Consider the following 24862-nt stretch of genomic DNA (forward strand, 5'->3'; position numbering starts at 1 on the left):
GGTGCCCGGGATGAAGGTTCATATCCTCGACGACTGGTTCGACACCCTGCGCGGGTTGCCTTGCTTTGACCTGCTGGCGGGACACGACGTGACCGTCTGGACGGATCATCAGCCTGACGAGGCGGTCTTGGCCGACCGTTTGCAGGATGCCGATTGCTTGGTGCTCTTTCGCGAGCGGACGAAGGTGACGCGCGGGCTGCTTGAGCGCCTGCCGAACCTGCGCCTGATTTCGCAACGCGGCGCTTATCCGCATGTGGATGTCGCGGCCTGCACCGATCAGGGCGTGCTGCTGTGTTCCAACAAAGGCGCGGATGGGGCCAACCACGCGGCAGCTGAACTAACCTTTGCACTGATCCTTTCAGCCATGCGGCAACTGCCGCAGCAGATGGCAAGCGCCAAGGCGGGCAACTGGCAGATGGGGGTCGGACGCAGCCTGCGCGGACGGCGGCTGGGGCTTTATGGCTATGGGCGCATCGGGCGTGTGGTGGCGGACTATGCCCGCGCCTTTGGCATGGAGGTTGTCTGGTGGGGCTCTGAAGCCGGACGCGCGCGGGCGAAAGCCGATGGGGAAACCGTCGCCGAAAGCCGCGCGGCGTTTTTCGGGTCCTGCGACGTGGTCTCCCTGCATCTCCGGCTGACACCTGAGACCCGCGGCAGTGTCACCGCGGAAGACCTCAGCGCCATGTCGCCCCGCGCGGTACTGGTGAACACCTCCCGCGCCGGACTGATTGCCGAAGGCGCGCTGCTGCAAGCGCTCAACGCCGGGCATCTGGGCGCAGCGGCGGTGGATGTCTTTGATACCGAGCCGTTAACGGATCCCAATGACCCGCTCCTCTCGCACCCCAGATTGATCGCCAGCCCGCATATCGGCTTTGTCACCGAAGACGAATTCGACAAGCAATTCACCGATATTTTCGAACAGGTGAATGCCTTTGCGGCAGGCGCGCCGATCCATATGATCAACCCTTCCGTCTACGCGCCATAAGTCCCGCAACCAGCGGCGCGCCGACGATCACCAACACGATGCGGGTCAGGTGGTGCGTGATGACAAATCCCAGATCGGCCCCGGTTACGATGGCCAGCACCGTCATCTCGGCCTGCCCGCCCGGCGCGAAGGCAAGGAACGCCTCGACCGGATCGCCCAACCCGGCCCAAGTGACGAGCCCGGTGAAACCTGCGGCCAAGACGGCGAGCACTAGTACATAGGCGATGCCCGCCAGCACCACCCGCGTCAGCTCTCTCCACGTCACGCCCAGAAAATGCACGCCGATCCCGCAGCCGATGAAGAACTGCGCGGCAAGGATGGCCTCGGCTGGCGGGCGGCTGTGGATCAGGCCGGCCAGTGACAGAACGGCGGTCACGATCATGGGGCCAAGGATGGACGCGCCGAACAGGCCGATCCGCTCTCCTCCCTTCCAGCCGATCAGGGCTGCTGCGGCCATCAAGGCCATCTCCCCCACCGGCAGTTCCGTCACCGGCGCGCCGATGGGATTGGTCAGCCCCGCCCCGTAAGCCAGCGTCAAGAAAGCAGGCGCGAGGGTGACGATGATCAACACCCGGGTGGCATGGATCAATGACAACGCCCGCGGATCGCCCCCTGCTTCGGTGCCGAAGATCACCATGTCCTGCAAGCCGCCCGGCATCGCGGCGTAATAGGCCGTCGGCGCGTCGAACCCCCAAACATGCCGAAAGAAAGGGACGCCGATAATCCCGATCAGCGCAATAAAGACCGGGACCAGCGCCACCGACATCGCCATCTGTGGCAGTTGGTGGAAAAGGTCAGGCGTGATGGAGGCCCCCACCGCCACCCCAAGGATCGTGCGCGCCGCGACCGAGACTTGGCCGAAGCCTTTGATCGGCACGTTCGACAATGCCGCGATAAGGCAGGCGGCCATCGGCCCGAAAAGGAATGGCAGCGGCAGATCGAGCCACCAAAAGAGCAAAGTTCCAGCCGCGGCGAGGATCAAGGTCAGCGCACGACGGCGGGTCGGTTGGGAGAGGCGCATAGGGTTCAACTCACTTCTTCTTCCGGGCTTGACCCTTTCTGGATACGATTGTATCCACCTGTATGCAATACCTATCGGAGGGGGTTTCATGAGCGAAGAAGACCGCACACCGCAAGGCAACTCTGCCTACAATCAGTTGATGGATGAACTTCGCGCCGGACGGCTCAACCCCGGCGACCGCCTGCGTGAAACGGAGTTGGCCGAGCGCTTGGGCGTCTCCCGGACCCCCGTGCGCGAAGCGATCCGACAGTTGGAGGCCGATGGCGTCGTGGCCCATATCCCCCGCCAAGGGGCGAGTATCCGCACACTGGACTATGCTGAGGTGATGGAGCTTTACGAGATGCGCGCCGTGTTGGAGGGCACCGCCGCGCGGCTGGCCGCCCGCGCCGCCTCGGATATCGAAATCGAAGAACTTCAGGACATGAACCAGTCGCTCGCCACCTTGGGCAACGTGCCCGAAGCCTTCACCCTCAACCGCCAGTTCCACGCAGCCCTTCTGGACGCCGCGAAGAACCGTTTCCTGACCCGGTCGATCCATACGCTGCAAAAGACGCTGATGATCCTCGGCCCGACGACGTTGACCGACCCTGCCCGCGCCGAGAATGCGGTGGAAGAGCACTTTGGCGTCCTCGACGCGATCAAGGCCCGTGATGCCGCCCTCGCCGAAGCAGCGATGCGCGCGCATATCGAAGCGGCCCAACGGGTCCGGGTTCGCGCCCTGCGCGCGCAGCCCTCGCGTGATGAGACCTATGACGGAGACCTGCTGTGACCGAAGCTTACGATATCGTCGTGATCGGCGGCGGCAATGCGGCGCTTTGTGCCGCGATCACCGCCGCCGAGGCCGGTGCCCGCGTCTTGATCCTAGAGACCGCGCCAAAGCCTTACCGGGGAGGTAATTCGCGCCACACCCGGAACTTCCGCTGCATGCACCACGGGCCGCTGGGGCCGTTGGTGGAGAGCTACACCGAAGAGGAATACCTCGCCGATCTGATGAAGGTGACGGGCGGCAAGACGAATGAGCACCTCGCCCGCCTCGCCATCCGCACCTCTGAGGAATGCCTGCCATGGATGGAGGAACATGGCGTGCGGTTTCAGCCGTCGCTCTCGGGCACCCTGTCACTGGCCCGCACCAACGCCTTCTTCCGTGGCGGTGGCAAAAGCCTTGTGAATGCGTATTACCGCACCGCCGAGGGTTTAGGCGTGGATGTGCTTTATGAAGCTGCCGTGACCCATCTCGAACTGGAAGGCGACCGGGTGACGCGGGTGGACTATACGCATGAGGGGGCGGCCAAGAGCCTCTCGCCCAAATCCGTCGTCGTTGCCTCTGGCGGCTTTCAGGCGGATACCGACTGGCTCGCCCGCGCATGGGGGCCAGCGGCAAAGAATTTCCTGATCCGTGGCACGCCCTATAACCGCGGCGTGGTACTGGCGGACCTGCTGGACCAAGGCATCGCACAGGTGGGCGACCCGACGCAGTGCCACGCGGTCGCCATCGACGGGCGCGCGCCAAAGTTCGACGGCGGAATCGTCACGCGGTTGGATTGCGTGCCCTTCTCCATCGTCGTCAACAAGGACGCACAGCGGTTCTATGACGAGGGCGAGGATGTCTGGCCCAAACGCTACGCAATCTGGGGTCGTCTGGTGGCTGCGCAGCCTGACCAAGTGGGCTATGTCATCATCGACGCGAAATCGTTGAACCTGTTCATGCCTTCGGTCTTCCCACCGATCAAAGCCGATACGCTGGCGGAACTGGCGGGAAAGATGGGCCTGCCTGCTGATGCGCTGGAGCACACCGTGGCCGAGTTCAACGAAGCCTGCGGCGATCAAAGTAACTTCCACCCAACCGAACTTGATGGCGTGGCGACCACGGGTCTGACCCCGCCCAAGACAAACTGGGCGCGACCGATCACCGAGCCGCCGTTCTACGGCTATTCCCTCAGGACCGGCGTCACCTTTACCTACCTTGGCCTGAAAGTAGATGAAAACGCGCAATGCTCCATCGGCGACCGCCCTGTCAGCAACCTCTGGGCGGCGGGCGAAACCATGGCGGGCTCGATCTTGGGCCAAGGCTATCTTGCCGGATTTGGCATGACCATCGGCACCGTCTTCGGACGTATCGCAGGCAAGGAGGCCGCAGCCCATGCAAATTGATCTACTCCAAGAAGCACGCCGTCAGGCAGAAATCTGCAACGCCTGCCGCTATTGCGAGGGCTACTGTTCGGTCTTCCCTGCCCTTCAGGCCGAACGCGCCTTTTCTGACGGGGATTTAACGCAACTGGCGAACCTTTGTCACAACTGCCGGGGCTGCTATTACGCCTGCCAATACACCGCTCCGCATGAGTTTGACCTGAACCTGCCCCAAGCCTTGGCCGATGTGCGCCAAGACAGTTGGGAGGAGTTCGCCTTTCCACGTGCCGCCGGGAAAACGTTCCAGAAAAACGGCCTCGCCATCGTGCTCGCCACTGTCGTGGGCTTTGCCCTGCTGTTCTGGGCTGCCCGTGCGCTGGCCGCCGCAGGAGGCGAAGGTTTCTATGCGGTGCTGTCTCACAATGCGATGGTGTCGATCTTTCTGCCCGCCTTTCTGTTTCCGCTGATCAGCATCGCCATCGGGCTGCGCCGTTACTGGCAAACCGTCGGCGGTGCCCCGGTTCGCCTCTCGCATCTGCGCGGGGCCGTTGCCTCAATCGCGTATATGCGCAATCTCAAGGGCGGGCACGGCGACGGTTGCAACTTTGAAGACGAAGACCGTTTCACCCACGCCCGCCGCTATGCGCATCAGGCAATCATGTACGGCTTTCTGTTGTGCTTTGCTTCGACCAGCGTGGCGACGCTTATGCACTACCTGCTTGGTATGCCCGCTCCTTACGGGCTGTTCTCCGCCCCCAAAATCCTTGGACTGTCGGGCGGTGTTCTGTTGGTGTTGGGCTGTGGCAAGATGGTCTGGCTCAAGCTGCGGTCGGACAAATCGCTCGGTGCGACCAATGCCTTTGGCGGAGAGATCGCCTTTACCGGGTTGCTGGGGTTTGTCGGGCTGAGCGGGCTGTTGCTCTATGCGGCAAGCGGTTCTGGCTGGATGCCGGGGCTGTTGGTTATACACCTCGGCGCCGTGCTCGCGTTCTTTTTGCTGACACCCTTCACCAAAATGGCCCATGGGTTTTACCGAATGGCGGCTTTGGTACGGGATGCGCAGCGACGTCAGGGGGTTTGAGCGAAATGGTACAGCGCGGGCCGGGCCCGCAACGGCGCGGGTTCATGACAAAACGGACGTTGGGAATGTTCATTCTCTGTGCCGATCGGGCCAGCATTGGGTTTTACCCAGCATCCAATTGCGGTAAATAGCGCCTGTCCGCCGAAGCTTAGGCTTTGGCGGCTTACAGGGTCGGGCGTTGCATGGAGCCGGAACATTGAGTTTTACAGCGCCTGATTCAGACCAATTGCCCCGCACATTGAACGATTATTACAGCCGTGCACGCGCAGGGATGAGCCCGCGCAACCGCGCGTATTTCTTGGCCGGTGCCGGGGATGGGCAGACTGCTTCAGCCAATGAAACCGCTTTTCAGCAGGCTGAGGTCACGCCACGGATGTTGCGCGATCTGCGGGACGGGTCGACAGAGGTGTCGCTGCTGGGACAAAAGCTTGTTGCGCCCTTTCTGATTGCGCCCTTTGCCTATCACCGACTGCTGCATGACGCAGGCGAGAGCGCAACCGCCCGCGCGGCCGAGGCCCAGTCGATCAAGATGGTGCTGAGCGCGCAGAGCAGCGAACCGCTCGACAGGGTGCGCAGCAGCGGCCCCGGCAGTGACTGGTTTCAGCTGCACTGGTTGGGGAGCAGAGAGGCCACGCAAGCGCTTGCGCAGATGGCACTGGACGCGGGTTTCACCAGATTGATCCTGACCATTGATGCGCCCGTCCAAGGGGTGCGGGACCGCGAAATCGAGGCGCAGTTTCAGCTGCCGCCCGATGTCAGCGCGGTCAATCTCGCGCGGTTCACGCCGCCTGCCTTCACGCCGCGTGAAGACGCGCAGTCGATCATTTTTGACCACATCGCCGAGACCCTGCCCACATGGGCTGATATCGCTTGGCTGATCGAGACGTTAGAGGCTCCGCTGCTGCTGAAAGGCGTCCTGCATCCCGAAGATGCAGCGCAGGCGCAGAGGATCGGCGCGGCGGGCGTTATCGTGTCAAACCATGGTGGCCGGGTGCTGGACCGCGCGCCCTCAACGCTAAGCGCCCTGCCCGCCATAGTTGCCAAGGTCGGACCGGATTACCCTGTGTTAATGGACGGAGGCATCCGGCGCGGGGTCGATATCCTGATCGCGCTGGCCCTCGGGGCAAAGGCCGTTTTGATCGGGCGGCCCATCGCCTGCGGATTGGCGGTGGCTGGCGATCTGGGCGTCAGCCATGTGTTGCGCTTGCTGCGCGACGAGTTGGAAATCGCTATGTTGCTAAGCGGCTGCGCAACGGTGCAAGACATAGAGCGCGATATGGTTCACCTGAAACTATAACGCAGCGGGATGATCAGCGTGAATTCGTCGCCTTTCAGATAGTTGGGCGGCGTGGGCATCTTTTCCAGCGTCTTGACCGTCTGCACGGCAGCCATGTCGAGGATTTCTGAACCCGAGGATTGCGCCACCTCGGCCGCGATCAGCGCCCCATAGCGGTCCAGCGTGAAGCGCACCTGAACCTCGCCTTCGATCCGGTCGCTGCGCGCCTTGGCCGGATAGGTTTTGCCACCGCTGATCAACAACACGATGCTTTTCTGCCAGTCGCGGATCTCTTCCGTCTGCTCGGCGGTCAGCCCTTCACTTTCAGCCTTGGCGGTTTCCGCTTCGGTGTCTGCCTCAACCCCGGCGACAGACTGCTCAGAGGCCTGCCGCGCCTCGGCACCGATCTGGCTTTCCGCGGCGATTTGCTCGGGGTCCTGCTCGGCGGCGATCTCTTCGGCCACCTCCTCCGTCTCGGCTTCGGGCTCGGGGGCGGCCACGCCGAATTTCAGGCTCTCGTCCTCAACGTCATAGGGTATCTGACTTAAAATTGGCTGTTCGGCGGCCTTAGCGGCCTCCAAGACTTCAGGGCTTTCGGTTACCGTCGGCGCATCCTGGGCCTCGATTTGCGCCACGCTGTCTTCTTGCAAGGCCGAGGGGGCCGCGATGATGTCCGACAGATCGAACATCATCGCGCCGGTAATCCCCTCTGTCTTGGGCTCGGCGGGTTCTGCGGCGGGGGGCTGATCAAGCAGCAAGACGGGAAGCCCTGCATGCAGCGCACCGCTCAGGGCGATCGCAACGCCCCAGAAAACGGGTCTGACGCTGCGCGAGGCGTAGGTCAGGCTCACTGCGCCGCCTCCGGCTCAGGCATGGCTGCCTCTTCTACATTTTCATCCAGTCCGACCAGCCCGACTTTCAGAAACCCGTCTGCGCGCAGGATGTTCATCACCCGCATGAATTCACCATAGGGCACCGATTTATCTGCGCGGATGAAGATCCGCGTGTCGCGTTTTTGCAAGGTGGCGATGCCGACGTCGATATAAAGCCTGTCGTGCGTCGTGGCCGTCTCGCCCACTGAAAGGGCGAGGTCTTCGGTGATGGTGATGAAAACCGGCTCGGCGGGGCGTTCCGGGGCTTCGGCCACCGCTACGGGCAATTCCACCGGGATGTCGACCGTCGACAGCGGGGCCGCGATCATGAAGATGATCAGCAGAACCAACATGACATCGATAAAGGGGGTGACGTTGATCTCGCTGTTTTCGCTGAGATCGCCATCGTCGTCACCGCGCAGCCGCGCACCCACGCCGCCTACTCCGCCGCCGGGGCTGAAACGGACCCCAGATGGTAGGCGGGTCGTGCCCCTGCCATCTCGTCATCGGCAAGGTCCAGATCGCGCGACAAGGTCCGCTCGACCAGCGCGCCCGCATCGGCCAGCATCACCTTATAGCCCCCCAAGCCCCGCGCGAGGATGTTGTAGAAAATCACCGCAGGGATCGCCGCGACAAGGCCGATGGCCGTGGCTAACAACGCCTCGGCAATGCCCGGCGCGACGATGGCCAGATTGGTGGTGTTGCTTTCTGAGATCGAGATGAAGCTGTTCATGATCCCCCAAACGGTGCCGAACAGCCCAACAAAGGGTGCAACCGAGCCGACATTGGCCAAGACCCCTGCCCCCAGCCCCATGCGCCGGGCGGCCCCGGCCTCAATCCGGGCGATTTCCGACCCCGCGCGCTCCTTGATCCCGGCCTTGATCCCCGTCTTCATCCCGGCACTCGTGCCCGAGGCTGCGCGCTCACGCTCGGCTGCGCGCACCATCTGCCCCATGACGCCTTTGCGTTTGGCGAAACGCGCACGCGCCGCAACCAGCGAGCCTGCCTTGTCCAGATCGCGATACCGGCGGCGCAGCACGCCGCGTTCCCATCGCAGGATCATCACCCGTGCGACAAAGATCACCCAGACCAGAGCTGAGGCAAAGAGCAGCGACAGCATGACGCCTTTGACAACCCAATCGGCCGCCATGAACATGCCAAGGGGCGACATCTCGTCATGCTCGGCCTGCTCAAGCAGCGTGGTCACCGTCTCAAGATCGAAAGCGGCGGCGGGGGCTGCGGCGATACAAAAGGCAGCAGCGGGAAAAACCAGAGAAAGCTTCATCGTTTAAGTCTCGGCCCATGTGCGAATAAGGTTGTGATAGATGCCGGTCAGACGCACCGTTTCGGGATCATTTGCCCCGATGCTGTCGCTGAGCGCCTGAATGGATTGATCCAGATCGAACAGGATGCGGCGGTTCGCGTCAGAGCGGATCATGCTTTGCAGCCAGAAAAAGGACGACACACGCGCCCCTCGGGTCACGGGGGTGACCTCATGCAGGCTGGTGGCCGGATAGAGGATCATATCCCCCGCAGGCAGTTTCACGGTCTGGCGGCCATAGTGATCCTCGATCACCAATTCGCCGCCGTCGTAGTCTTCTGGCTCGCTGAGAAATAGCGTCATCGACAGGTCGGTGCGCAGCCGTTCCTGTGTCAGCGGGTTGACCCGAATGGCATTGTCGATATGCGCCCCAAAGGTTTCGGCCTGCGCGTATTTGTTGAACATCGGCGGCAGGATTTTTGCGGGCAGCGCGGCAGACAGAAACAGCGGATCACTGGTCAGCTTTTGCAAGATGAACTTGCCCAATGTTTGCGCCGTGTCCGAGGTTGACGGCAATTGTTGATTGCGTTTGACCTCCCGTGATTGCGCGCCTGCGGTCTTGGCTCCGTCCTCCCAATCAGCTGCATCAAGATGCGCGCGGACCTGTTTGACGTCGTCTTTGCTCAGGATCGAAGGGATCGTGATCAGCATATCATACCTCTTGCTGTCAGCGGGCAACCCCAAGAGGGCTGCCCGCCTTGATGGCTGCGGTTTAGAACTTCATTTCCAGAGAGAAGGAAACTTCACGGCCCGGCGCGACATAGGTGAATGGCGTGCCCGAACGGTAGGCAGCGTCATAGACCGTTTCATCCGCGACATTGGTGACGGCCATCTTCAACATGGTGTTGTCGGCGACTTCGTATTCACCCAGCAAGTCAAAGGTAAATGCGTCGGGAATGGACCGGCCATTGGCGGCCACGCTGCCCAGATCAATCGCACCTTGATAGTTCACACGCCCGCCCAGCATCAGCTTGTCGGTCACCTGATAGGTGGCGAGAAGATTCAGCTGCTCATGCGCAACGTTCGCCACCGAGAGGCCGATGTTGTCGCTGTCGGCACTGCGCAAGACCTTGCTGTCCATGAAGTTGGCGCCGCCAAAAAGGCTCAACCGTTCGGTCACCTTGCCCGCAACGCCGAGTTCAAGACCCCGCATGCGGTACTTCAGCGTGTCGGAGGTGACGGTCGCACCGCGTGGCCCGATATCCTCACGCGCTTGGTCTTTGGTGGTTTGATAGAGCGCCGCAGTGAACAGAAGGTTCGGCGTGAAGCTGTATTTCGCACCGATTTCAAGCGAGGTGTTCTCTTCGGGTGCAAGCCCTGACCCGTTATCATCCAGCCCGCCGTAAAAACCGCCGCCCGCTTCCAGTTCCTGCCCCGCCGGGTTGGTCGAAGTAGCCGCCGCTGCATAGATGTTCAGACGGTCGGTAAAGGCATAGGTCGCCCCCAAGTTCCAGTTCAGCATGACATCATCGCGCGACAGCTCATAGGCATCTTCGCCGGTGCCGCCACTACGAGAGATGTCATACATATCCACCCGCAGCCCGCCGTTGACCTTTAGGCGGTTCGACAGGGTCACGGTATCCAGCGCATAGAGGGAGGTGGTCTTGACCGTCGTTTCCGTAAGGTCCGTTCCCAATACGGGTTCTTCGCCGCTCCAGCAGCCTTCCCCGATGGGATCGGGATTGACGGCGCTGACGGTGCAGCCGCGTTGGCCAGCCGGTGGCTCATAATCCTCGCTGGAGAGGTTCGAGTAGCTCAACTTCTCAATCTCTTCGCGTGAGGTGGCAAGACCAAGCACATAAGAATGAGACGCGCCGGCGAATTGGGCGGCCCCGCTCAGTTCCAGAACGTTGGCAAGCACATCGGTTTGCTGGTTCCAGCTTTTGAAGCTGAGCCCGACTTCCCAATCCTCGGGATTGGTGGAATCATTGTCGATCAGGCTGCTGGGTGCTGTCAAAACATAGTCGTTGGTCGACCGTGCCGCACGGAATGTGTTGGTCAGCGTCATGCCGTTGTCAAAGGCATAGTTTGCCTTGGCCGTGGCCACCGTCTCTTCGACAGTCTGGAAATCGCGGCCCGGCACCCCGTAGAAAGTATCCCGGTCGATGCCGTATTCCGTGACCGGACCGACCAGGCCCAGGTCTTCGTTGTTGACGTAGGGCACCCCCCAATCGGGCGTCTGCTCGATCTTGGTGTAGCTCAGGTTGCCTTCCAAGGTCAGCGCATCGGTCGCCGCGAATTTCAGCGCCAGTGCAGCACCCCGGCGGTCATCGGTGATCTCATCGCGCCCGGCCACTTCGCCATCTTGCAGCATTCCGTTGAAACGCAGTTGCAGACGGTCGCTGATGACCTTGTTGGTGTCGATGGTCTGGCGCAGGGTGGTCGCGTCGGTGACAGTGGTCACCGTTTTGGTGAAATCAACATCCTGCGGGCTTTTGGAGATCACATCGATCGCGCCGCCCGTGGTCCCGCGCCCGCCGACTGTGCCCGCCGGGCCTTTGGTGACTTCGACCTGCTCGGTGTTGAACGTCTCGGCGACACCGGTGCCGGGGCTGCGGATGCCATCGGTATAGGTGTCGTTATTGGCTTTGAACCCGCGGATATAGATGTTGTCCCCAAAGGAGTTCCCGCCCTCGCCGAAGCCAAGCGAAATGCCCGGTGTCGACCGCGCCAACTCGCGCACGCTGGTTGTGCCGGTGGTTTCCAAGACCTCTTGGGTGATCGCTGTCACCGTGCGCGGATTGTCTTTCAGCGGGCCGGGCATCCGACTGTTGGCAAGCGTGTTGGCTTTGAATGGGGCGTCTTGATCAACGTACGAACTGCCACCTGCCGCCGCTTTTGCGGCAGCGCGGGCCTGCGCATCGGCCAGTTCCTGCGCTTGGCGTTCCGCGGCTTCCTCGGCGGCGCAGACGGGGGTGCCCGCCAATGCAGCTGTGCAGACAGTGGGTTCAGCGGCACGCGGCTGGGCCGCTCGGCGTGGCGCTGGCTGGGCGGCGCGCGGCGCAGGCTTTGCCGCCGGCTGGGGGGTTGGTTCTTCGGTCGTCTCGACCTCGACTGTTGGCAGGATGATCAGATCACTGTCCTGCGCGGCGCCGGGTGTGGCCATGCAGGCCATGGCCAAGGAGGCTCCGAAGCCCCCGACCACCAGCGTGGAATGTCTGTGAATTTTGTCTGTGCAGTTTTGGGTGTCGTTGGTACGGCGCATAAGTCCCTCGCGGAGAAGATTTTTTCTTGCTGACCGCGCTTCCAACGGCTGGCTATTTGAATGGGTCACCGCTTAATCTGAGTATTTTAGTAAGTAAAGATATTAATCCTATTAAAATAGTCAAGTATAGCGCCCTGTTGTGAAGCTACACCACTCTGGTAGCGGCGTTTGCGCCCGGGCGCGGGTAGTGAAGGATTTCATGACTGAGGCTGGATGGGCGGTGAAAGCGGCTGGGCTCTAGCGTGGCGGCAGCCTGCGTCTTCGCTATTCGGGCGGGGGCGCATCGAACCGGTGCCCTCAAGAACAAGCGGAAGTCTGGTTCACAGAGGGTGTTTTCGGCGTCGCGCAGCGCGTCTGCAGACCGCGATCAGTGAGACCGCTACGTGATTTCGTATCTCCGACATCGGAAAGCGCAAAACGTCTGAACCAGTGGGTACAGCACCCCGACATAAATAAAGCTCCAGACCCAAAGGACCTGAAGCTTTGACTTTTTAAATTGCGAGCACTTAGGCGCCCTCGGGCTTCAAAACCCTCGCAAATGAGCGCCACAACCCCGTTTAGCTACAGCCGCTGGTGCCGCCGCAGGTGTTGCACTTCATGCAGGTGCCGTTGCGAACCAGCGTATAGTTGCCGCATTCGCCGCAGGCTTCGCCTTCGTAGCCCTGCATCTTGGCCTTGGACCGCGCATCAAGGCTGACCCCGCCGGAACTGACAGCAGTGGAGGGTTTCACCGCCAAGGCCATGTCACCGCTGCTGCTGATCTGTGGCGCGAGGCCCTGCAGGCCCGCATCTGTGTCCGCGCTTTGCCCGCCTTGCAGCACCACAAGATCTTGCGGCAGGCGGTTGCGCAGATACCCGGACGAGCTGATTTGCTTGAGCACCTCAAGCGATTTATTCGCCGCGTTCTCACTCAACTCGCTCACATTGCCAAGGTTCTCTTCCTCACCTCGACCCAGATCGTCAAAGGTCGCGCCTTCAGGCTTCACATGCGCCAGATCGGTCCGGTCGAGGTAGGACACGGCGAGTTCGCGGAACACATAGTCAAGGATCGAGGTCGCCTGTTTGATGCTGTCGTTGCCCTGCACCATGCCCGCGGGCTCGAATTTGGTGAAGGTGAAGGCGTCGACGAACTCCTCCAGCGGCACGCCGTATTGCAGGCCCACGGAAACCGCGATGGCGAAGTTGTTCATCATCGCCCGGAAACCCGCGCCTTCCTTGTGCATGTCGATGAAGATTTCACCCAGCTTGCCATCTTCGTATTCGCCGGTGCGCAGATAGACCTTATGCCCGCCGACATTCGCCTTCTGGGTATAGCCCTTGCGGCGCTGCGGCATCTTCTCGCGGTGCGATTTGATGATCTCTTTGACGATCACCTTTTCGACGATCTTCTCGGCCAACACGGCGGCTTTCTCATGCGCGTTGCCGCTTTCCAGCGTTTCGGCGGCGTCATCGTCGTCTTCGACCAGCGCGGCCGCCAGCGGCTGGCTCAGCTTTGAACCGTCGCGGTAAAGCGCATTGGCTTTGATCCCCAAGGACCAGCTTAGCTCATAGGCCTTTTGGCAGTCCTCGATGGTGGCGTCATTCGGCATGTTGATCGTCTTGGAGATCGCCCCCGAGATGAAGCTCTGAGCCGCCGCCATCATATGGATGTGGCTGTTGACCGACAGATAGCGTTTGCCCTTCTTGCCGCAGGGGTTGGCACAATCGAAGATGCCGTAATGATCGGCCTTGAGGTGCGGCGCGCCTTCCAGCGTCATAGTGCCGCAGACGTGGTCATTGGCCGCTTCGATATCCGCCTTGCTGAAACCGAGGGAGCGGAGCAGATCGAAGGTCGGGTCGTTCAGCTTTTCGGTCGGGATGCCCAGCACCTGCGTGCAGAACGCCTCGCCCAGCGTCCATTGGTTGAACACGAAACGGATATCAAATGCCTGCTTCAGCGCGGCATCCACCTTGGCCAACTCATTCGCGCCAAAGCCGTGGCCCGCCAGCGTGGTATGGTTGATCGCAGGCGCGTTGCCGATGGTGCCGTGGCCCACGGCGTAGCTGACGATCTCTTCGATCTGGGCCGACCCGTAGCCGAGTTTCTCAAGCGCTGCGGGCACGGATTGGTTGATGATCTTAAAGTACCCGCCCCCGGCGAGTTTCTTGAACTTCACCAGCGCGAAGTCGGGCTCGATCCCCGTGGTGTCACAATCCATCACCAGACCGATGGTGCCGGTGGGCGCGATGACAGAGGTCTGGGCGTTGCGGTAGCCATGCACCTCACCCAGTTTCAGCGCCTCGTCCCAACAGGATTTGGCGATGTCGACCAACCCGGCCTGTGGGCAATTGCCATGATCCAGCGGGACCGGCGTGACCGAAAGCTGCTCATAGCCATCCGCCTTGCCATAGGCGGCGGTGCGGTGGTTGCGGATGACGCGCAGCATATGCTCAGCGTTCTTGGCATAGCCCGGAAAGGCCCCCAGTTCGCCCGCCATTTCCGCCGACGTTGCATAGGCCACGCCGGTCATGATCGCGGTCAACGCCCCGCCAAGGGCACGGCCCTCGTCACTGTCGTAGGAATAGCCCATGTTCATCAGCAGCCCGCCGATGTTCGCATAGCCAAGCCCCAGCGTGCGGAAGTCATAAGACCGCTGCGCGATCTCTTTGGAGGGGAACTGCGCCATCATCACGCTGATCTCAAGCGTCACGGTCCACAGACGCGAGGCATGCATGTAATCCTCGACCTGAAAAACGCCGTCCTTGAGGAAGGTCAGCAGGTTCATCGACGCCAAGTTGCAGGCCGTGTCGTCAAGGAACATGTATTCCGAACAGGGGTTCGAGCCGCGGATCGCACCGTCTTCGGGGCAAGTGTGCCAGTCGTTCACCGTGTCGTGGTACTGGATCCCCGGATCGGCGCAGGCCCATGCGGCATGGCCGACCTGATCCCAAAGATCGCGGGCCCGGATGGTTTTCACCACACGGTTTTCGGTGCGGCTGATCAATTCCCAATCGGCGTCCTTTTCCACCGCCTTGAGGAAGGCGTTGGTGACCCGGATCGAGTTATTGGAGTTCTGGCCCGAAACCGAGTTGTACGCCTCAGAGTCCCAATCGGTGTCATAGGTCGGGAATTCGATGCCGGTATGGCCCTGTTTGGCATAGTCCAGCACGCGCTTGACGTAGGTCTCGGGGATCGCGACCTTTTTGGCCTCGCGGATCGCGGCCTTCAGCTGGTCGTTCTTGGCCGGGTCGTAGGCATCCGCCTCGGCGCCGTCCCAGGCCTTGATCGCGTCGAACAACAGGTTCAGCTTCTGCTCATGCATTTTGGAGCCAGCGACGATGCTCGCCACCTTTTGCTCTTCGAGCACCTTCCAGTTGATGAAATCTTCGATATCGGGGTGGTCGGCGTCGACGATCACCATCTTGGCCGCGCGACGGGTGGTGCCGCCGGATTTGATGGCGCCAGCGGCGCGGTCCCCGATCTTGAGGAACCCCATCAAACCCGACGACTTGCCGCCGCCCGACAGCTTCTCGCCCTCTCCGCGGAGCGATGAAAAGTTGGTGCCCGTGCCTGAGCCGTATTTGAAAAGCCGCGCTTCACGGACCCAGAGGTCCATGATACCGCCGTCGCCCACCAGATCGTCGGCGACCGACTGGATGAAGCAGGCATGGGGCTGCGGGTGCTCATAGGAAGACTTCGAACGGGTCAGTTTCCCGGTCTTGTAGTCGACGTAGTAATGCCCCTGCGCCGGGCCATCGATGCCGTAGGCCCAGTGCAACCCGGTGTTGAACCATTGCGGGCTATTGGGGGCCGCGCGCTGGCTGGCCAACATGTGGCGCATTTCGTCGTAATAGGCGCGGGCGTCTTCTTCGGTCGAGAAATAACCGCCCTTCCAGCCCCAATAGGCCCAAGCGCCCGCCAGACGGTCAAAGACCTGCTTGGAGGAGGTTTCCCCACCCATCTCGGCGCCCTCGGCGGGGACCGACCGCCAGAGGAACTCCGGCACGCCCTTTTCTTTGACGCGGCGCGTGGCGCTTGGCACGCCCGCTTTGCGGAAATACTTCTGCGCGATCACGTCGCTTGCGACCTGGCTCCAGGATTTCGGGACTTCGACGTTGTCGAGCTTGAACACCACCGAACCGTCAGGGTTGCGGATCTCTGACACCGTGGTGACAAAGTCCAAATCCGCATAGGCGTCCTGCCCGGCTTTGGTGAAATTCCGTTCAATCTTCATCGTCGCTGCCCTTTCCTAAACTTTTAAAATCCTAAGCCGACCCGCTCTAAGCAGACCGTCTCCCCCCGCTTGTTGGCAGTTTGGACAGAGCTTCGCCGTGCCACCTGCTGACGCGGGCGGCTGGAATCCCATTGAAACACTGGTGCTTGTATTCTGTCCCCACTGCCAAAGCGCCGGCTGCGTTACACACAACATCTTGTGGCGCTCTACTTGACCCCCACAAACTGACGTAGATAGACCTAATCGGTCAACGGTTTTTTTACGTTTTATTTCCGGCAAGACAGTTGACCGATGCGCCCCTATTTGCGCCATCCGCGCGCGAAGTGATTCAGCCTCAGGATATCCCCAAAGATACCCGCAAGCCCGGTGCAGCGTTGAATTCCAAATAATCCATTGCCCCGGCAGAGTTAGGGGCGGTGCTTGAGGGATTGGTCGAATTCATCCACAGGCCGCAGCGCCTGTGAGGGCGACAGCCTCGCCGAAGCTGGCCACATATCGCCGCGGAAGGGGTCCAGCGCCCCTGCCCGTCAGCTCAATGCAAAACCGCGACAGAATCATCACGGTCTTCGCGGGCATTGGCGTAAATCTGCCAAAGCACAGGCGGCAGACACTATATCTTGTGCAGAATGGAAATATTCCAGCCGATACAGCCCCTAGATCGCTAAGGACTGAGATAATCTCAAGACTGGAAGAAAGTGGTCGGAGCGAGAGGATTCGAACCTCCGACCCCCTGTACCCAAAACAGGTGCGCTACCAGGCTGCGCCACGCTCCGACTGGGGCTTCTTTAGCCATAAGCCCGCCGATTGAAAAGCCCCGAATGACCTTAAACTCAGAAAAACGACGAAGTCTTTAGCAAGGCCAGGCCGGGGTGTTCCCAGCAAAGGCCGGATGGCGGATTTCGCTGCCTTCGGTGATGCCCAGACGTTTCGCCAGACCGCCATTAATCTCCAAGACCGACAGCAGATCATCCCCGCCCGGAATCGGTGTCTCATCCAGTGGTTTGGCGGAGTGGTGAATTTTCTGCACCACGCCTCTCTCGTCGATGAACAACAGGTCGAGCGGGATCAGCGTGTTGCGCATCCAAAAGCTCAGCGGTTGGGGGGTCTCATAGATAAAGAGCATCCCCGCACTCAGCGGCAGAGAGCGCCGGTGCATCAGCCCCTTGGCGCGTTCCGCCGTGTCATCCGCCACTTCGACGGAGAACCGCGCCTTGCCCCAGTCGCCCCGCAGGCTCACGCTATCGGCGCGACAGACCTCGGCCAGCGCCGCACCGGTCAGCAGCAGGCTGGCAAGCGCCGCCCCTGCAATTTGCCCTGTCAGCCGTCTATCACCGCGTCCCATGAACTTACCTCCGCCGCCAGATGGCCCCGATCGCCAACAATCACCCGCATGGCAAGCGCTTCGCCCGGTTGCAAATCACAAAGTCCGGATTGGCGCAGTACATCGATATGCAGAAACACATCTTCCGCGCAGCCAAAGACATTTGCAAACCCAAAACCCTTGGCCTTGTCGAACCATTTCACACGGGCGGGCTCGAACTCGGCAGCGGCAAGTTGATCGGGGTCAAATCCTGCGAATTCGACCACGGCGGCGGGCGGCTCACTGGGGGGCGTGACGGCAAGCACCTCGACCGCCTGCGCGCCGCGATCGGTCTGCTGCACCCGCACCGTCACCCGGGCCCCATCAGCGACAGAGCTTTGGCCGAAATTGCGCAGAACATTGACGTGCAGTAATATGTCGGCCCCGCCCGCATCGGCCACGACAAAGCCGAAGCCTTTGAGCGGATCGAACCATTTGACCACGCCCTCAAGGGGATCGTTTAGCCCCGGCGTTTCTGCCGGTTGGGTATCAGACACATCTTTCATCGCTAATCCGTGCCGTCCTATCAAGGATTGAGCCGTGTGACGGCCCAGGGCGCTGCGGCATCCGTGCGGCGCCATTGAAAACGGTCATGCAGGCGGAATTCGCCATCTGCCCAGAATTCGATTTCCAGCGGGGTGATCCGATAGCCGCCCCAGAACGGCGGACGTTTAGGGTTCACCCCCTGCTGCGCGGTCACTTTGGCGACTTCGGCCATCAACGCCCCGCGCCCCGACAGAGGCTGCGATTGGCGCGAGGCCCAAGCCCCCAAACGGCTCTTGAGCGAGCGCGATGCGTAGTAGTCATCGGCCTTTGGCCCGTCTTCGCGGCTAATCAGCCCGCGCACCCGCACCTGACGGCGCAATGATTTCCAATGCATGACAAAAGCCGCCTTGCCCGCGCAATCCAGCTCATGGGCCTTTTGGCTTTCGTAATTAGTGTAAAAGACAAAGGCGTCCGGTTCGATCTCTTTCAACAGCACCATGCGGGCGTTTGGCAGCCCTTGCGAATCTACCGTGCTCAGCGCGATGGCGTTGGGGTCATTCGGCTCACTCGTGTCTGCTTCGGAAAGCCAACGCTGCGCAATCGCAAAGGGATCGTCCCCCGCAAATATACCAGTCCGCGTTTCCATTCGGCATCCCCTTTTAGAGTGTTCGAGCCCGTAACCGGTTCTTCGCCGGAGTCTGAGTTATTCGCTAAGACATTTGTTAACGATCGGCAACTCAAAGGACAACCTTACCCGATTTCCGTCAGTTAGCCGCCGATCTTATGGCAAATCACGGGGGTGAAGCCGCCTGTGCAGTCTTGATGGTGGCGCAGCAATCGCCTAGACCAAGACAACCTAAACGGAACATAGACAAGGCGGCGGAATGGGAAACGAATTGATGCGGGGCAAGCGCGGGCTCATCATGGGGCTTGCGAATGACAAATCCATCGCATGGGGCGTGGCCAAAGCGCTGGCCGATGCGGGGGCTGAGCTGGCTTTTTCCTACCAAGGCGATGCGCTCAAGAAGCGCGTTGGTCCTTTGGCCGAACAGCTTGGCAGCGACATCGTTCTGCCCTGCGACGTCGGCGACGAAGCCTCGATCGACGCGATGTTTGATGGGCTGAAAGAACGCTGGGACGGGCTTGATTTCATCGTTCACGCCATCGGCTTTTCCGACAAGGGGGAACTGCGGGGCCGCTACGTCGACACCAGCCGCGGCAACTTCGCCATGTCGATGGATATCTCGGTATATTCCTTCACCGCCGTGATGCAGCGCGCGGAAAAGATGATGTCGCCCGGTGCCAGCGCCCTGACGCTGACCTACTACGGCGCCGAAAAGGTGATGCCGCATTATAATGTGATGGGTGTGGCCAAGGCCGCGTTGGAGGCGAGCGTTAAATACCTCGCCGAGGATCTGGGCAAGGACGGCATCCGCGTCAACGCGATCTCGGCAGGGCCGATCAAGACGCTGGCCGCCTCCGGCATCGGCGACTTCCGCTACATCATGAAATGGAACGAGTACAACTCGCCCCTGCGCCGCAACGTGACCACCGAGGACGTGGGCAAGGCCGCGCTCTTTTTGCTGTCGGATCTGGGCAGCGGCACCACGGGCGAGAACCTCCATGTGGACGCGGGCTATCACGTCGTCGGCATGAAGGCGGTTGACGCGCCCGACATGTCCAAGGAATAAGCCGCCCAAACTAATTCGCGCGGGTGCCCGCGCCAGCTGCTGCAAAGGACCACCATGACCAAATCCAAGGACGCCTCGCGCCTGCCCCACGAAAAGGGCTTTCACATCTCCTGGGATCAGATCCACCGCGACAGCCGTGCGCTGGCGTGGCGGCTCGATGGTCTGGGTCCCGACGACGGCGCCTGGCGCGCGGTGGTGGCGATCACCCGCGGCGGCATGGCGCCTGCGATGATTGTCGCGCGCGAGCTGGACATCCGCACCGTCGACACGATCTCGGTCATGTCCTACCACGCGGGCGGCGGGGCCGCCGACCAGCGCCGCGAGGCCAAGGTACTGAAATCCCCCGACGCCGAGATGATGGGCGACGGCACCGGCATCCTGATCGTCGATGATCTGGTCGACAGCGGCAAGACCATCGAACTGGTGCGCGAGCTTTACCCCAACGCCCATTTCGCCACCGTCTATGCCAAGCCCGAAGGCGAGCCGCAGGTCGATACCTTCATCACCGGCGTGAGCCAGGACACCTGGATTTTCTTTCCGTGGGACATGGCCCTGCAATATGTCGAGCCCTACCGCGGCAAGGACTGAGCCCCCCTCTTTCTGGCCCTAAATACTTATCCGACCTCTCATCCCGGAGCCCCAATGACGCTTTCGCGCACCGCCACCACGTTCTTCCCCCCGGTGATGGAGGCGCGGCGCTGGCTCGATGGCGTCGACTTCCCGCCTGACCGTCCGCTGATCAACGTCAGCCAAGCCGCCCCGGTCGATCCGCCCCCCGCGGGGCTGCGTCAGGCGATGGCCGATGTCACGCTTCACAACGATGAGGCGCATCTCTACGGGCCGGTGCTGGGCCTGCCGGAACTGCGCGCGGAACTCGCGCGGCAAACGGCCGAAAAATACGCGGGCGTGGTGACCGACGAACAGGTCTGCATCACATCCGGCTGCAACCAGGCCTTCGCCGCCGCCATCGCCACGCTTTGTGGCGAGGGCGACGAGGTGATCATCCCGACGCCCTGGTACTTCAATCACAAGATGTGGCTCGACATGAGCGGCGTTGCGGCCGTGCCGCTGCCGGTCGAGGCCGACATGCTGCCCGACCCCGAAAAGGCCGCGGCCGCCATCACCCCGCGCACCCGCGCCATCGCGTTGGTCACGCCCAACAATCCCGGCGGCGTGGAATATCCCGCGGCCCTCGTTCAAGAATTCTTCGAGCTCGCGCGTCGTCACGGCATCGCGCTCATCCTCGACGAGACCTACCGCGACTTCCACAGCCGCCCTGGCGCGCCGCATGCGCTGTTCCGCGATCCCGATTGGCATGACACGCTCATCCACCTCTATTCCTTCTCAAAAGCCTACCGCCTCACCGGCCACCGCGTCGGCGCGCTGATCGCCAGCCGCAAGCGGCTCGCCGAGGTCGAGAAGTTCCTCGACACTGTCGCCATCTGCCCCGCGCAAATCGGCCAGCACGGCGCGCTTTGGGGGATGCAGAACCTGCGGGCTTGGCTCGCTGAGGAGCGTGAAGAAATCCTCGCCCGCCGCGCCGCCATTGCCGACCTGATGCCCAAACTCGAACCCTTGGGCTGGGAGCTTCTGGGTCTGGGCGGCTATTTCGCCTACATGCGCCATCCCTTCGCCGTCTCCTCGGCCGACCTGGCGCGCGATCTGGTGCGCGACGCGGGCGTGCTTTGCCTGCCCGGCACGATGTTCCAGCCCGCAGACGACGCGCGCGGCGAAAGCCAGTTGCGCATCGCCTTTGCAAACCTCGACACCGCCGGTCTCGAAGTGCTTTTCGACAGGCTTGCAGCCCTGCCACGCAACGCATAGACAGGTCCGAAATTAACGAGGGACCGTGTCATGGCCAAAAAAGGCTTCAGCTTTTCGAAAACCGCCGTCTGGGCCTTGATGGCCCTTTTGATCTTGGGTCTTGGCGGCTTTGGTGCGATCAACCTCAGCGGCAATCTGCGCAGCATCGGCAGTGTCGGGGACAAGTCGATCTCGGTCGATCAATACGCCCGCCAATTGCAGCAGGAAATCCGCGCGATTGAAGCACAAACCGGCGAGAGCCTGTCCTTTGCCCGCGCCCAAGAAATGGGTCTGGACCGCGCCGTTCTGCAACGGATCGTCCGCAACCGCGCGCTGGATCACGAAGCCGATGAAATGGGCCTCTCCATCGGCGATGCCACCCTGCGCGACGAGATCGTGGCCATTTCGGCGTTCCAAGGGATCGATGGCAACTTCGACCGCGAAGGCTATCGTTTCGCCCTTCAGCAAAGCGGCATGAGCGAGGCCGAGTTCGAGCGTTCGATCCGCGAAGAGGCCGCGCGCGGCCTGTTGCAGCGTGCGGTTCTGGGCGGTGTTTCCATGCCCGATACCTATGCCCGCACGTTGGTCGACTACGTCGCCGAACAGCGTAGCTTTACTTGGGCCCGCCTCAGCGAGAGTGACCTCGACACCCCCGTGGCCGCGCCGACAGAAGAAGAGCTTCAGGCCTATTACGACGCCAACACCGATGACTTCATGCTGCCCGCCAGCAAAAGCATCACCCATGCATGGCTCCGCCCCGAAGACCTGCTGGACGAGGTTGAGGTGCCCGAAGAAGAGCTGCGCGCCGAATATGACGCCCGCAGCGATGAATACGACCAGCCCGAGCGTCGCTTGGTCGAGCGTCTGGTCTTTGCCAACGAAGAGGCCGCCACGCAGGCCGCAGCAGCGCTCGAAGTTGACGGCACCACCTTTGAGGCGCTGGTCGAAGAGCGCGGCTTGGCTCTGGCGGATGTGGATATGGGCGACGTGGCCAAATCCGATCTCGACGCCGCAGGTGACGCGGTGTTTGGAGCGCAAAGCGGCGACATCGTTGGCCCTCTACCCACTTCGCTTGGGCCGGCCCTCTTCCGCGTGAACGCGGTTCTGCCTGCGCAGAACGTACCTTTCGAAGAGGCCCGTGAGGTGTTGGAAGAAACCCTCGCCATTTCCCGCGCGACCCGCGCTGTCGAAGCCCGCGCACAGGAAATCGACGACCGCCTCGCCGGAGGGGCCACGCTTGAAGATCTGGCCGAGGAAACCAAAATGAACCTCGGCACCATCGACTGGACCCAAGAAAGCAGCGAGGGCATCGCCGCCTATGGCGCCTTCCGTGAAGCCGCAGCAAGCCTGAGCGCGGATGCCTTCCCGCAGATCGACCAGTTGGAAGACGGCGGCGTTTTCGCCATGCGCCTTGATGAGACCAAGCCAGAGCGCCCCGAACCTTTTGAGCAGGCACGTGATGCGGTTGAGACCGCGTGGCGCAATGCCCAGATCGTGGAGGCGCTGACCGCCAAGGCCGAGAGCCTGACCGGCACATTGGCCGAAGCGGACGGTTTTGAGGCCGCCGGTCTCACGCCGCAGCTTGGCGAAGGCCTGACCCGCAGTTCCTATGTCGACGGCACGCCCGACGATTTCATGGATCAGGTCTTTGACCTCGACGAGGGTGGCGTCGCGGTCCTGCCCGCAGGGGACAGCGTCGTGGTACTGCGCCTTGATGCCGTGACCCCCGCGGGCGAAGACGACCAGACCCAAGCGCTGATGACCCGTCTGTCACAGCAATTGGATCAGGCGCTGGCCCAAGGTCTTTTCGATATCTACAGCAATGCAGTGATGCGCGATGCCGATCCCCAGATTGACCAGCGCGCGGTCAGTGCCGTGCATGTGAACTTTCCCTGATAGGCAAATTTGATGGCCCTGACCCCGGATTTCGACACTTTCGCCCGCGCTTATGAAGCGGGCGAAAACCAGATCGTCTACACCCGCCTTGCTGCCGACCTCGACACGCCGGTGTCGCTTATGCTCAAACTGACGGGCGCGGCGGAGAATGCCTTTGTGCTGGAGTTTGTCACAGGCGGTGACGTGCGCGGACGCTATTCCATCATCGGCATGAAGCCCGACCTGATCTGGCGTTGCCGGGGTGAGACCGCAGCACTGAACCGTGCGGCGCGCTATGATGCGGATGCCTTTGAGGACATGCCCGGCGATCCGCTGGACCGTCTCCGCGATGTCATCGCGGAATCGCGCATCACCCTGCCCGATGATCTGCCCCAAGCCGCCGCCGGTCTCTTTGGCTATCTCGGCTATGATATGATCCGGCTGGTCGAACATCTGCCCAATGTGAACCCCGACCCTTTGGGCCTGCCTGATGCGGTGATGATGCGCCCCTCGGTCGTGGCCGTGCTGGATGGGGTGAAGGGCGAAGTCACCATCGTCTCCCCCGCTTGGGTGTCCGAGGGCCAGACCGCGCGCGCTGCCTATGCCCAAGCCGCCGAGCGGGTGATGGACGCGGTGCGTGATCTGGAACGCGCCATGCCGCAGACCTCCCGCGATTTGGGAGAGGCCGAAGACGCGCCGGAGTCGGTGAGCAATTTCACCCACGACGGGTACAAGGCCGCCGTCGAAAAGGCGCGCGATTACATCAAGGCGGGCGATATCTTTCAGGTGGTGCCAAGCCAGCGTTGGGCCCAAGGGTTTACCCAAGCCCCCTTCGCACTTTACCGCAGCCTGCGGCGCACCAACCCCTCGCCCTTCATGTTCTATTTCAACTTCGGTGGCTTCCATGTGGTCGGCGCAAGCCCCGAAATCCTCGTGCGGGTCTTTGGCAACGAAGTCACCATTCGCCCTATCGCAGGCACCCGCAAACGCGGTGCCACGCCGGAGGAAGACCGCGCGCTAGAGGCCGATCTGCTGAGCGATCCCAAAGAGCTGGCCGAACATCTCATGCTGCTCGATCTGGGCCGCAACGATGTGGGCCGGGTCGCCAAGATCGGCACCGTACGCCCGACGGAAGAGTTCATCGTCGAACGCTACAGCCATGTCATGCACATCGTCTCCAACGTGGTCGGAGAGTTGAAGGAGGGCAAAGATGCGCTCGACGCCTTCTTTGCCGGAATGCCCGCAGGCACCGTCTCGGGCGCGCCCAAGGTCCGCGCGATGGAGATCATCGACGAGTTGGAACCCGAAAAGCGTGGCGTTTACGGCGGCGGCGTGGGCTATTTCAGCGCGGGCGGCGACATGGATATGTGCATCGCCCTGCGCACGGCAGTGGTGAAAGACGAAACGCTCTACATCCAAGCCGGTGGCGGCGTTGTCTATGACAGCGATCCAGAGGCCGAGTTCATGGAGACGGTGCATAAATCCGGCGCGATCCGCCGTGCCGCAGCCGATGCGGCGCGCTTTGGCGGTAAAGGGAACAGCTGA

General features: G+C 61.7%; 20 protein-coding genes and 1 tRNA gene. 10 read left to right on the forward strand and 11 right to left on the reverse strand.

The features are described 5' to 3' along the window. The first annotated feature begins 10 nt into the window (after nt 1–10). A complete protein-coding gene (locus tag R1T45_RS14450; RefSeq protein WP_317389412.1) occupies nt 11–985 on the forward strand; it encodes a D-2-hydroxyacid dehydrogenase family protein in 975 nt (324 codons plus the stop codon). On the opposite strand, the gene R1T45_RS14455 is transcribed toward R1T45_RS14450, so the two are convergent. Further along, the gene (locus R1T45_RS14455; protein ID WP_317389413.1) at nt 960–2006 is read right to left on the reverse strand and encodes an AbrB family transcriptional regulator; all 1047 of its coding nucleotides are present in this window, start codon (nt 2004–2006) and stop codon (nt 960–962) included. The two genes, R1T45_RS14450 and R1T45_RS14455, sit on opposite strands and share 26 nt — an antisense overlap. Nucleotides 2007–2094: 88 nt before the next feature. Here R1T45_RS14455 and R1T45_RS14460 point away from each other — a divergent pair, with 88 nt between their 5' ends. The 4 genes from R1T45_RS14460 (at nt 2095) to R1T45_RS14475 (ending at nt 6511) form a co-directional block, all read left to right on the forward strand. Next, the gene (locus tag R1T45_RS14460; RefSeq protein ID WP_132443485.1) at nt 2095–2775 is read left to right on the forward strand and encodes a GntR family transcriptional regulator; all 681 of its coding nucleotides are present in this window, start codon (nt 2095–2097) and stop codon (nt 2773–2775) included. Next, the gene (tcuA, locus tag R1T45_RS14465; protein WP_317389414.1) at nt 2772–4157 is read left to right on the forward strand and encodes an FAD-dependent tricarballylate dehydrogenase TcuA; all 1386 of its coding nucleotides are present in this window, start codon (nt 2772–2774) and stop codon (nt 4155–4157) included. The genes R1T45_RS14460 and tcuA overlap by 4 nt, the downstream gene beginning before the upstream one ends. After that, nucleotides 4147–5214: a tricarballylate utilization 4Fe-4S protein TcuB gene (tcuB, locus tag R1T45_RS14470; protein ID WP_317389415.1), complete on the forward strand. Its 1068-nt coding sequence runs from the start codon at nt 4147–4149 to the stop codon at nt 5212–5214. The genes tcuA and tcuB overlap by 11 nt, the downstream gene beginning before the upstream one ends. A 196-nt stretch (nt 5215–5410) precedes the next feature. Further along, nucleotides 5411–6511, forward strand: a complete 1101-nt coding sequence (locus R1T45_RS14475) for an alpha-hydroxy acid oxidase (protein ID WP_317389416.1) — start codon at nt 5411–5413, stop codon at nt 6509–6511. Here the strand turns inward: R1T45_RS14475 and R1T45_RS14480 are convergent. From R1T45_RS14480 to pdxH, 10 genes are all read right to left on the reverse strand, one after another. Next, the gene (locus R1T45_RS14480; RefSeq protein ID WP_317389417.1) at nt 6496–7341 is read right to left on the reverse strand and encodes an energy transducer TonB; all 846 of its coding nucleotides are present in this window, start codon (nt 7339–7341) and stop codon (nt 6496–6498) included. The genes R1T45_RS14475 and R1T45_RS14480 overlap by 16 nt on opposite strands. Continuing rightward, the gene (gene exbD, locus R1T45_RS14485; protein ID WP_120350966.1) at nt 7338–7796 is read right to left on the reverse strand and encodes a TonB system transport protein ExbD; all 459 of its coding nucleotides are present in this window, start codon (nt 7794–7796) and stop codon (nt 7338–7340) included. The genes R1T45_RS14480 and exbD overlap by 4 nt, the downstream gene beginning before the upstream one ends. A 5-nt stretch (nt 7797–7801) precedes the next feature. Beyond that, complete coding sequence (gene exbB / locus R1T45_RS14490; protein ID WP_317389418.1) at nt 7802–8647, reverse strand: tonB-system energizer ExbB; 846 nt, start codon at nt 8645–8647, stop codon at nt 7802–7804. Between the two features lie 3 nt (nt 8648–8650). Continuing rightward, the gene (locus tag R1T45_RS14495; protein WP_317389419.1) at nt 8651–9334 is read right to left on the reverse strand and encodes a Fe2+-dependent dioxygenase; all 684 of its coding nucleotides are present in this window, start codon (nt 9332–9334) and stop codon (nt 8651–8653) included. A gap of 61 nt (nt 9335–9395) precedes the next feature. Then, entirely contained in the window at nt 9396–11888 is a 2493-nt protein-coding gene (locus R1T45_RS14500; RefSeq protein WP_317389420.1) for a TonB-dependent siderophore receptor, read from the reverse strand. Between the two features lie 557 nt (nt 11889–12445). Continuing rightward, nucleotides 12446–16102 carry a vitamin B12-dependent ribonucleotide reductase gene (locus R1T45_RS14505; protein ID WP_317389421.1) on the reverse strand — a complete coding sequence of 1219 codons (3657 nt, stop codon included), beginning with the start codon at nt 16100–16102 and terminating at the stop codon, nt 12446–12448. Between the two features lie 696 nt (nt 16103–16798). Beyond that, nucleotides 16799–16875, reverse strand: a tRNA-Pro gene (locus R1T45_RS14510). Between the two features lie 77 nt (nt 16876–16952). Continuing rightward, a complete protein-coding gene (locus tag R1T45_RS14515; RefSeq protein WP_317389422.1) occupies nt 16953–17444 on the reverse strand; it encodes a DUF192 domain-containing protein in 492 nt (163 codons plus the stop codon). Beyond that, on the reverse strand, nt 17420–17968 hold the full coding sequence (locus R1T45_RS14520) for a cold shock domain-containing protein (RefSeq protein ID WP_205570849.1): 549 nt from the start codon (nt 17966–17968) through the stop codon (nt 17420–17422). The genes R1T45_RS14515 and R1T45_RS14520 overlap by 25 nt, the downstream gene beginning before the upstream one ends. Nucleotides 17969–17988: 20 nt before the next feature. Next, nucleotides 17989–18594 (reverse strand): pyridoxamine 5'-phosphate oxidase, encoded by a 606-nt coding sequence (gene pdxH, locus R1T45_RS14525; protein WP_317389423.1) that lies wholly within the window; start codon nt 18592–18594, stop codon nt 17989–17991. Between the two features lie 238 nt (nt 18595–18832). Here pdxH and fabI point away from each other — a divergent pair, with 238 nt between their 5' ends. From fabI to trpE, 5 genes are read left to right on the forward strand one after another with little or no spacing between them, the layout of a single operon-like run. After that, complete coding sequence (gene fabI, locus R1T45_RS14530) at nt 18833–19639, forward strand: enoyl-ACP reductase FabI (protein ID WP_067629420.1); 807 nt, start codon at nt 18833–18835, stop codon at nt 19637–19639. 54 nt (nt 19640–19693) lie between these two features. Next, nucleotides 19694–20227, forward strand: a complete 534-nt coding sequence (gpt, locus tag R1T45_RS14535) for a xanthine phosphoribosyltransferase (RefSeq protein WP_317389424.1) — start codon at nt 19694–19696, stop codon at nt 20225–20227. Nucleotides 20228–20281: 54 nt separating this feature from the next. After that, on the forward strand, nt 20282–21463 hold the full coding sequence (locus R1T45_RS14540) for an aminotransferase (RefSeq protein ID WP_317389425.1): 1182 nt from the start codon (nt 20282–20284) through the stop codon (nt 21461–21463). A 30-nt stretch (nt 21464–21493) separates the two neighbouring features. After that, nucleotides 21494–23338, forward strand: coding sequence for a peptidyl-prolyl cis-trans isomerase (locus R1T45_RS14545; protein ID WP_317389426.1), 1845 nt, complete (start codon nt 21494–21496; stop codon nt 23336–23338). A gap of 12 nt (nt 23339–23350) precedes the next feature. After that, nucleotides 23351–24862, forward strand: coding sequence for an anthranilate synthase component I (gene trpE, locus R1T45_RS14550; RefSeq protein WP_317389427.1), 1512 nt, complete (start codon nt 23351–23353; stop codon nt 24860–24862).

The sequence above is a fragment of the Sulfitobacter sp. LC.270.F.C4 genome, from assembly GCF_032922545.1.
Classification (GTDB): domain Bacteria; phylum Pseudomonadota; class Alphaproteobacteria; order Rhodobacterales; family Rhodobacteraceae; genus Sulfitobacter; species Sulfitobacter profundi.

Bases quoted from the DNA above. Each gene is read 5' to 3' on its own strand.
- R1T45_RS14450 (WP_317389412.1), top strand. From the start codon at position 11: ATGAAGGTTCATATCCTCGACGACTGGTTCGACACCCTGCGCGGGTTG.
- R1T45_RS14455 (WP_317389413.1), bottom strand. From the start codon at position 2,006: ATGCGCCTCTCCCAACCGACCCGCCGTCGTGCGCTGACCTTGATCCTC.
- R1T45_RS14460 (WP_132443485.1), top strand. From the start codon at position 2,095: ATGAGCGAAGAAGACCGCACACCGCAAGGCAACTCTGCCTACAATCAG.
- tcuB (WP_317389415.1), top strand. From the start codon at position 4,147: ATGCAAATTGATCTACTCCAAGAAGCACGCCGTCAGGCAGAAATCTGC.
- exbB (WP_317389418.1), bottom strand. From the start codon at position 8,647: ATGAAGCTTTCTCTGGTTTTTCCCGCTGCTGCCTTTTGTATCGCCGCA.
- R1T45_RS14495 (WP_317389419.1), bottom strand. From the start codon at position 9,334: ATGCTGATCACGATCCCTTCGATCCTGAGCAAAGACGACGTCAAACAG.
- R1T45_RS14500 (WP_317389420.1), bottom strand. From the start codon at position 11,888: ATGCGCCGTACCAACGACACCCAAAACTGCACAGACAAAATTCACAGA.
- R1T45_RS14505 (WP_317389421.1), bottom strand. From the start codon at position 16,102: ATGAAGATTGAACGGAATTTCACCAAAGCCGGGCAGGACGCCTATGCG.
- R1T45_RS14515 (WP_317389422.1), bottom strand. From the start codon at position 17,444: ATGGGACGCGGTGATAGACGGCTGACAGGGCAAATTGCAGGGGCGGCG.
- R1T45_RS14520 (WP_205570849.1), bottom strand. From the start codon at position 17,968: ATGAAAGATGTGTCTGATACCCAACCGGCAGAAACGCCGGGGCTAAAC.
- pdxH (WP_317389423.1), bottom strand. From the start codon at position 18,594: ATGGAAACGCGGACTGGTATATTTGCGGGGGACGATCCCTTTGCGATT.
- fabI (WP_067629420.1), top strand. From the start codon at position 18,833: ATGGGAAACGAATTGATGCGGGGCAAGCGCGGGCTCATCATGGGGCTT.
- gpt (WP_317389424.1), top strand. From the start codon at position 19,694: ATGACCAAATCCAAGGACGCCTCGCGCCTGCCCCACGAAAAGGGCTTT.
- R1T45_RS14540 (WP_317389425.1), top strand. From the start codon at position 20,282: ATGACGCTTTCGCGCACCGCCACCACGTTCTTCCCCCCGGTGATGGAG.
- R1T45_RS14545 (WP_317389426.1), top strand. From the start codon at position 21,494: ATGGCCAAAAAAGGCTTCAGCTTTTCGAAAACCGCCGTCTGGGCCTTG.
- trpE (WP_317389427.1), top strand. From the start codon at position 23,351: ATGGCCCTGACCCCGGATTTCGACACTTTCGCCCGCGCTTATGAAGCG.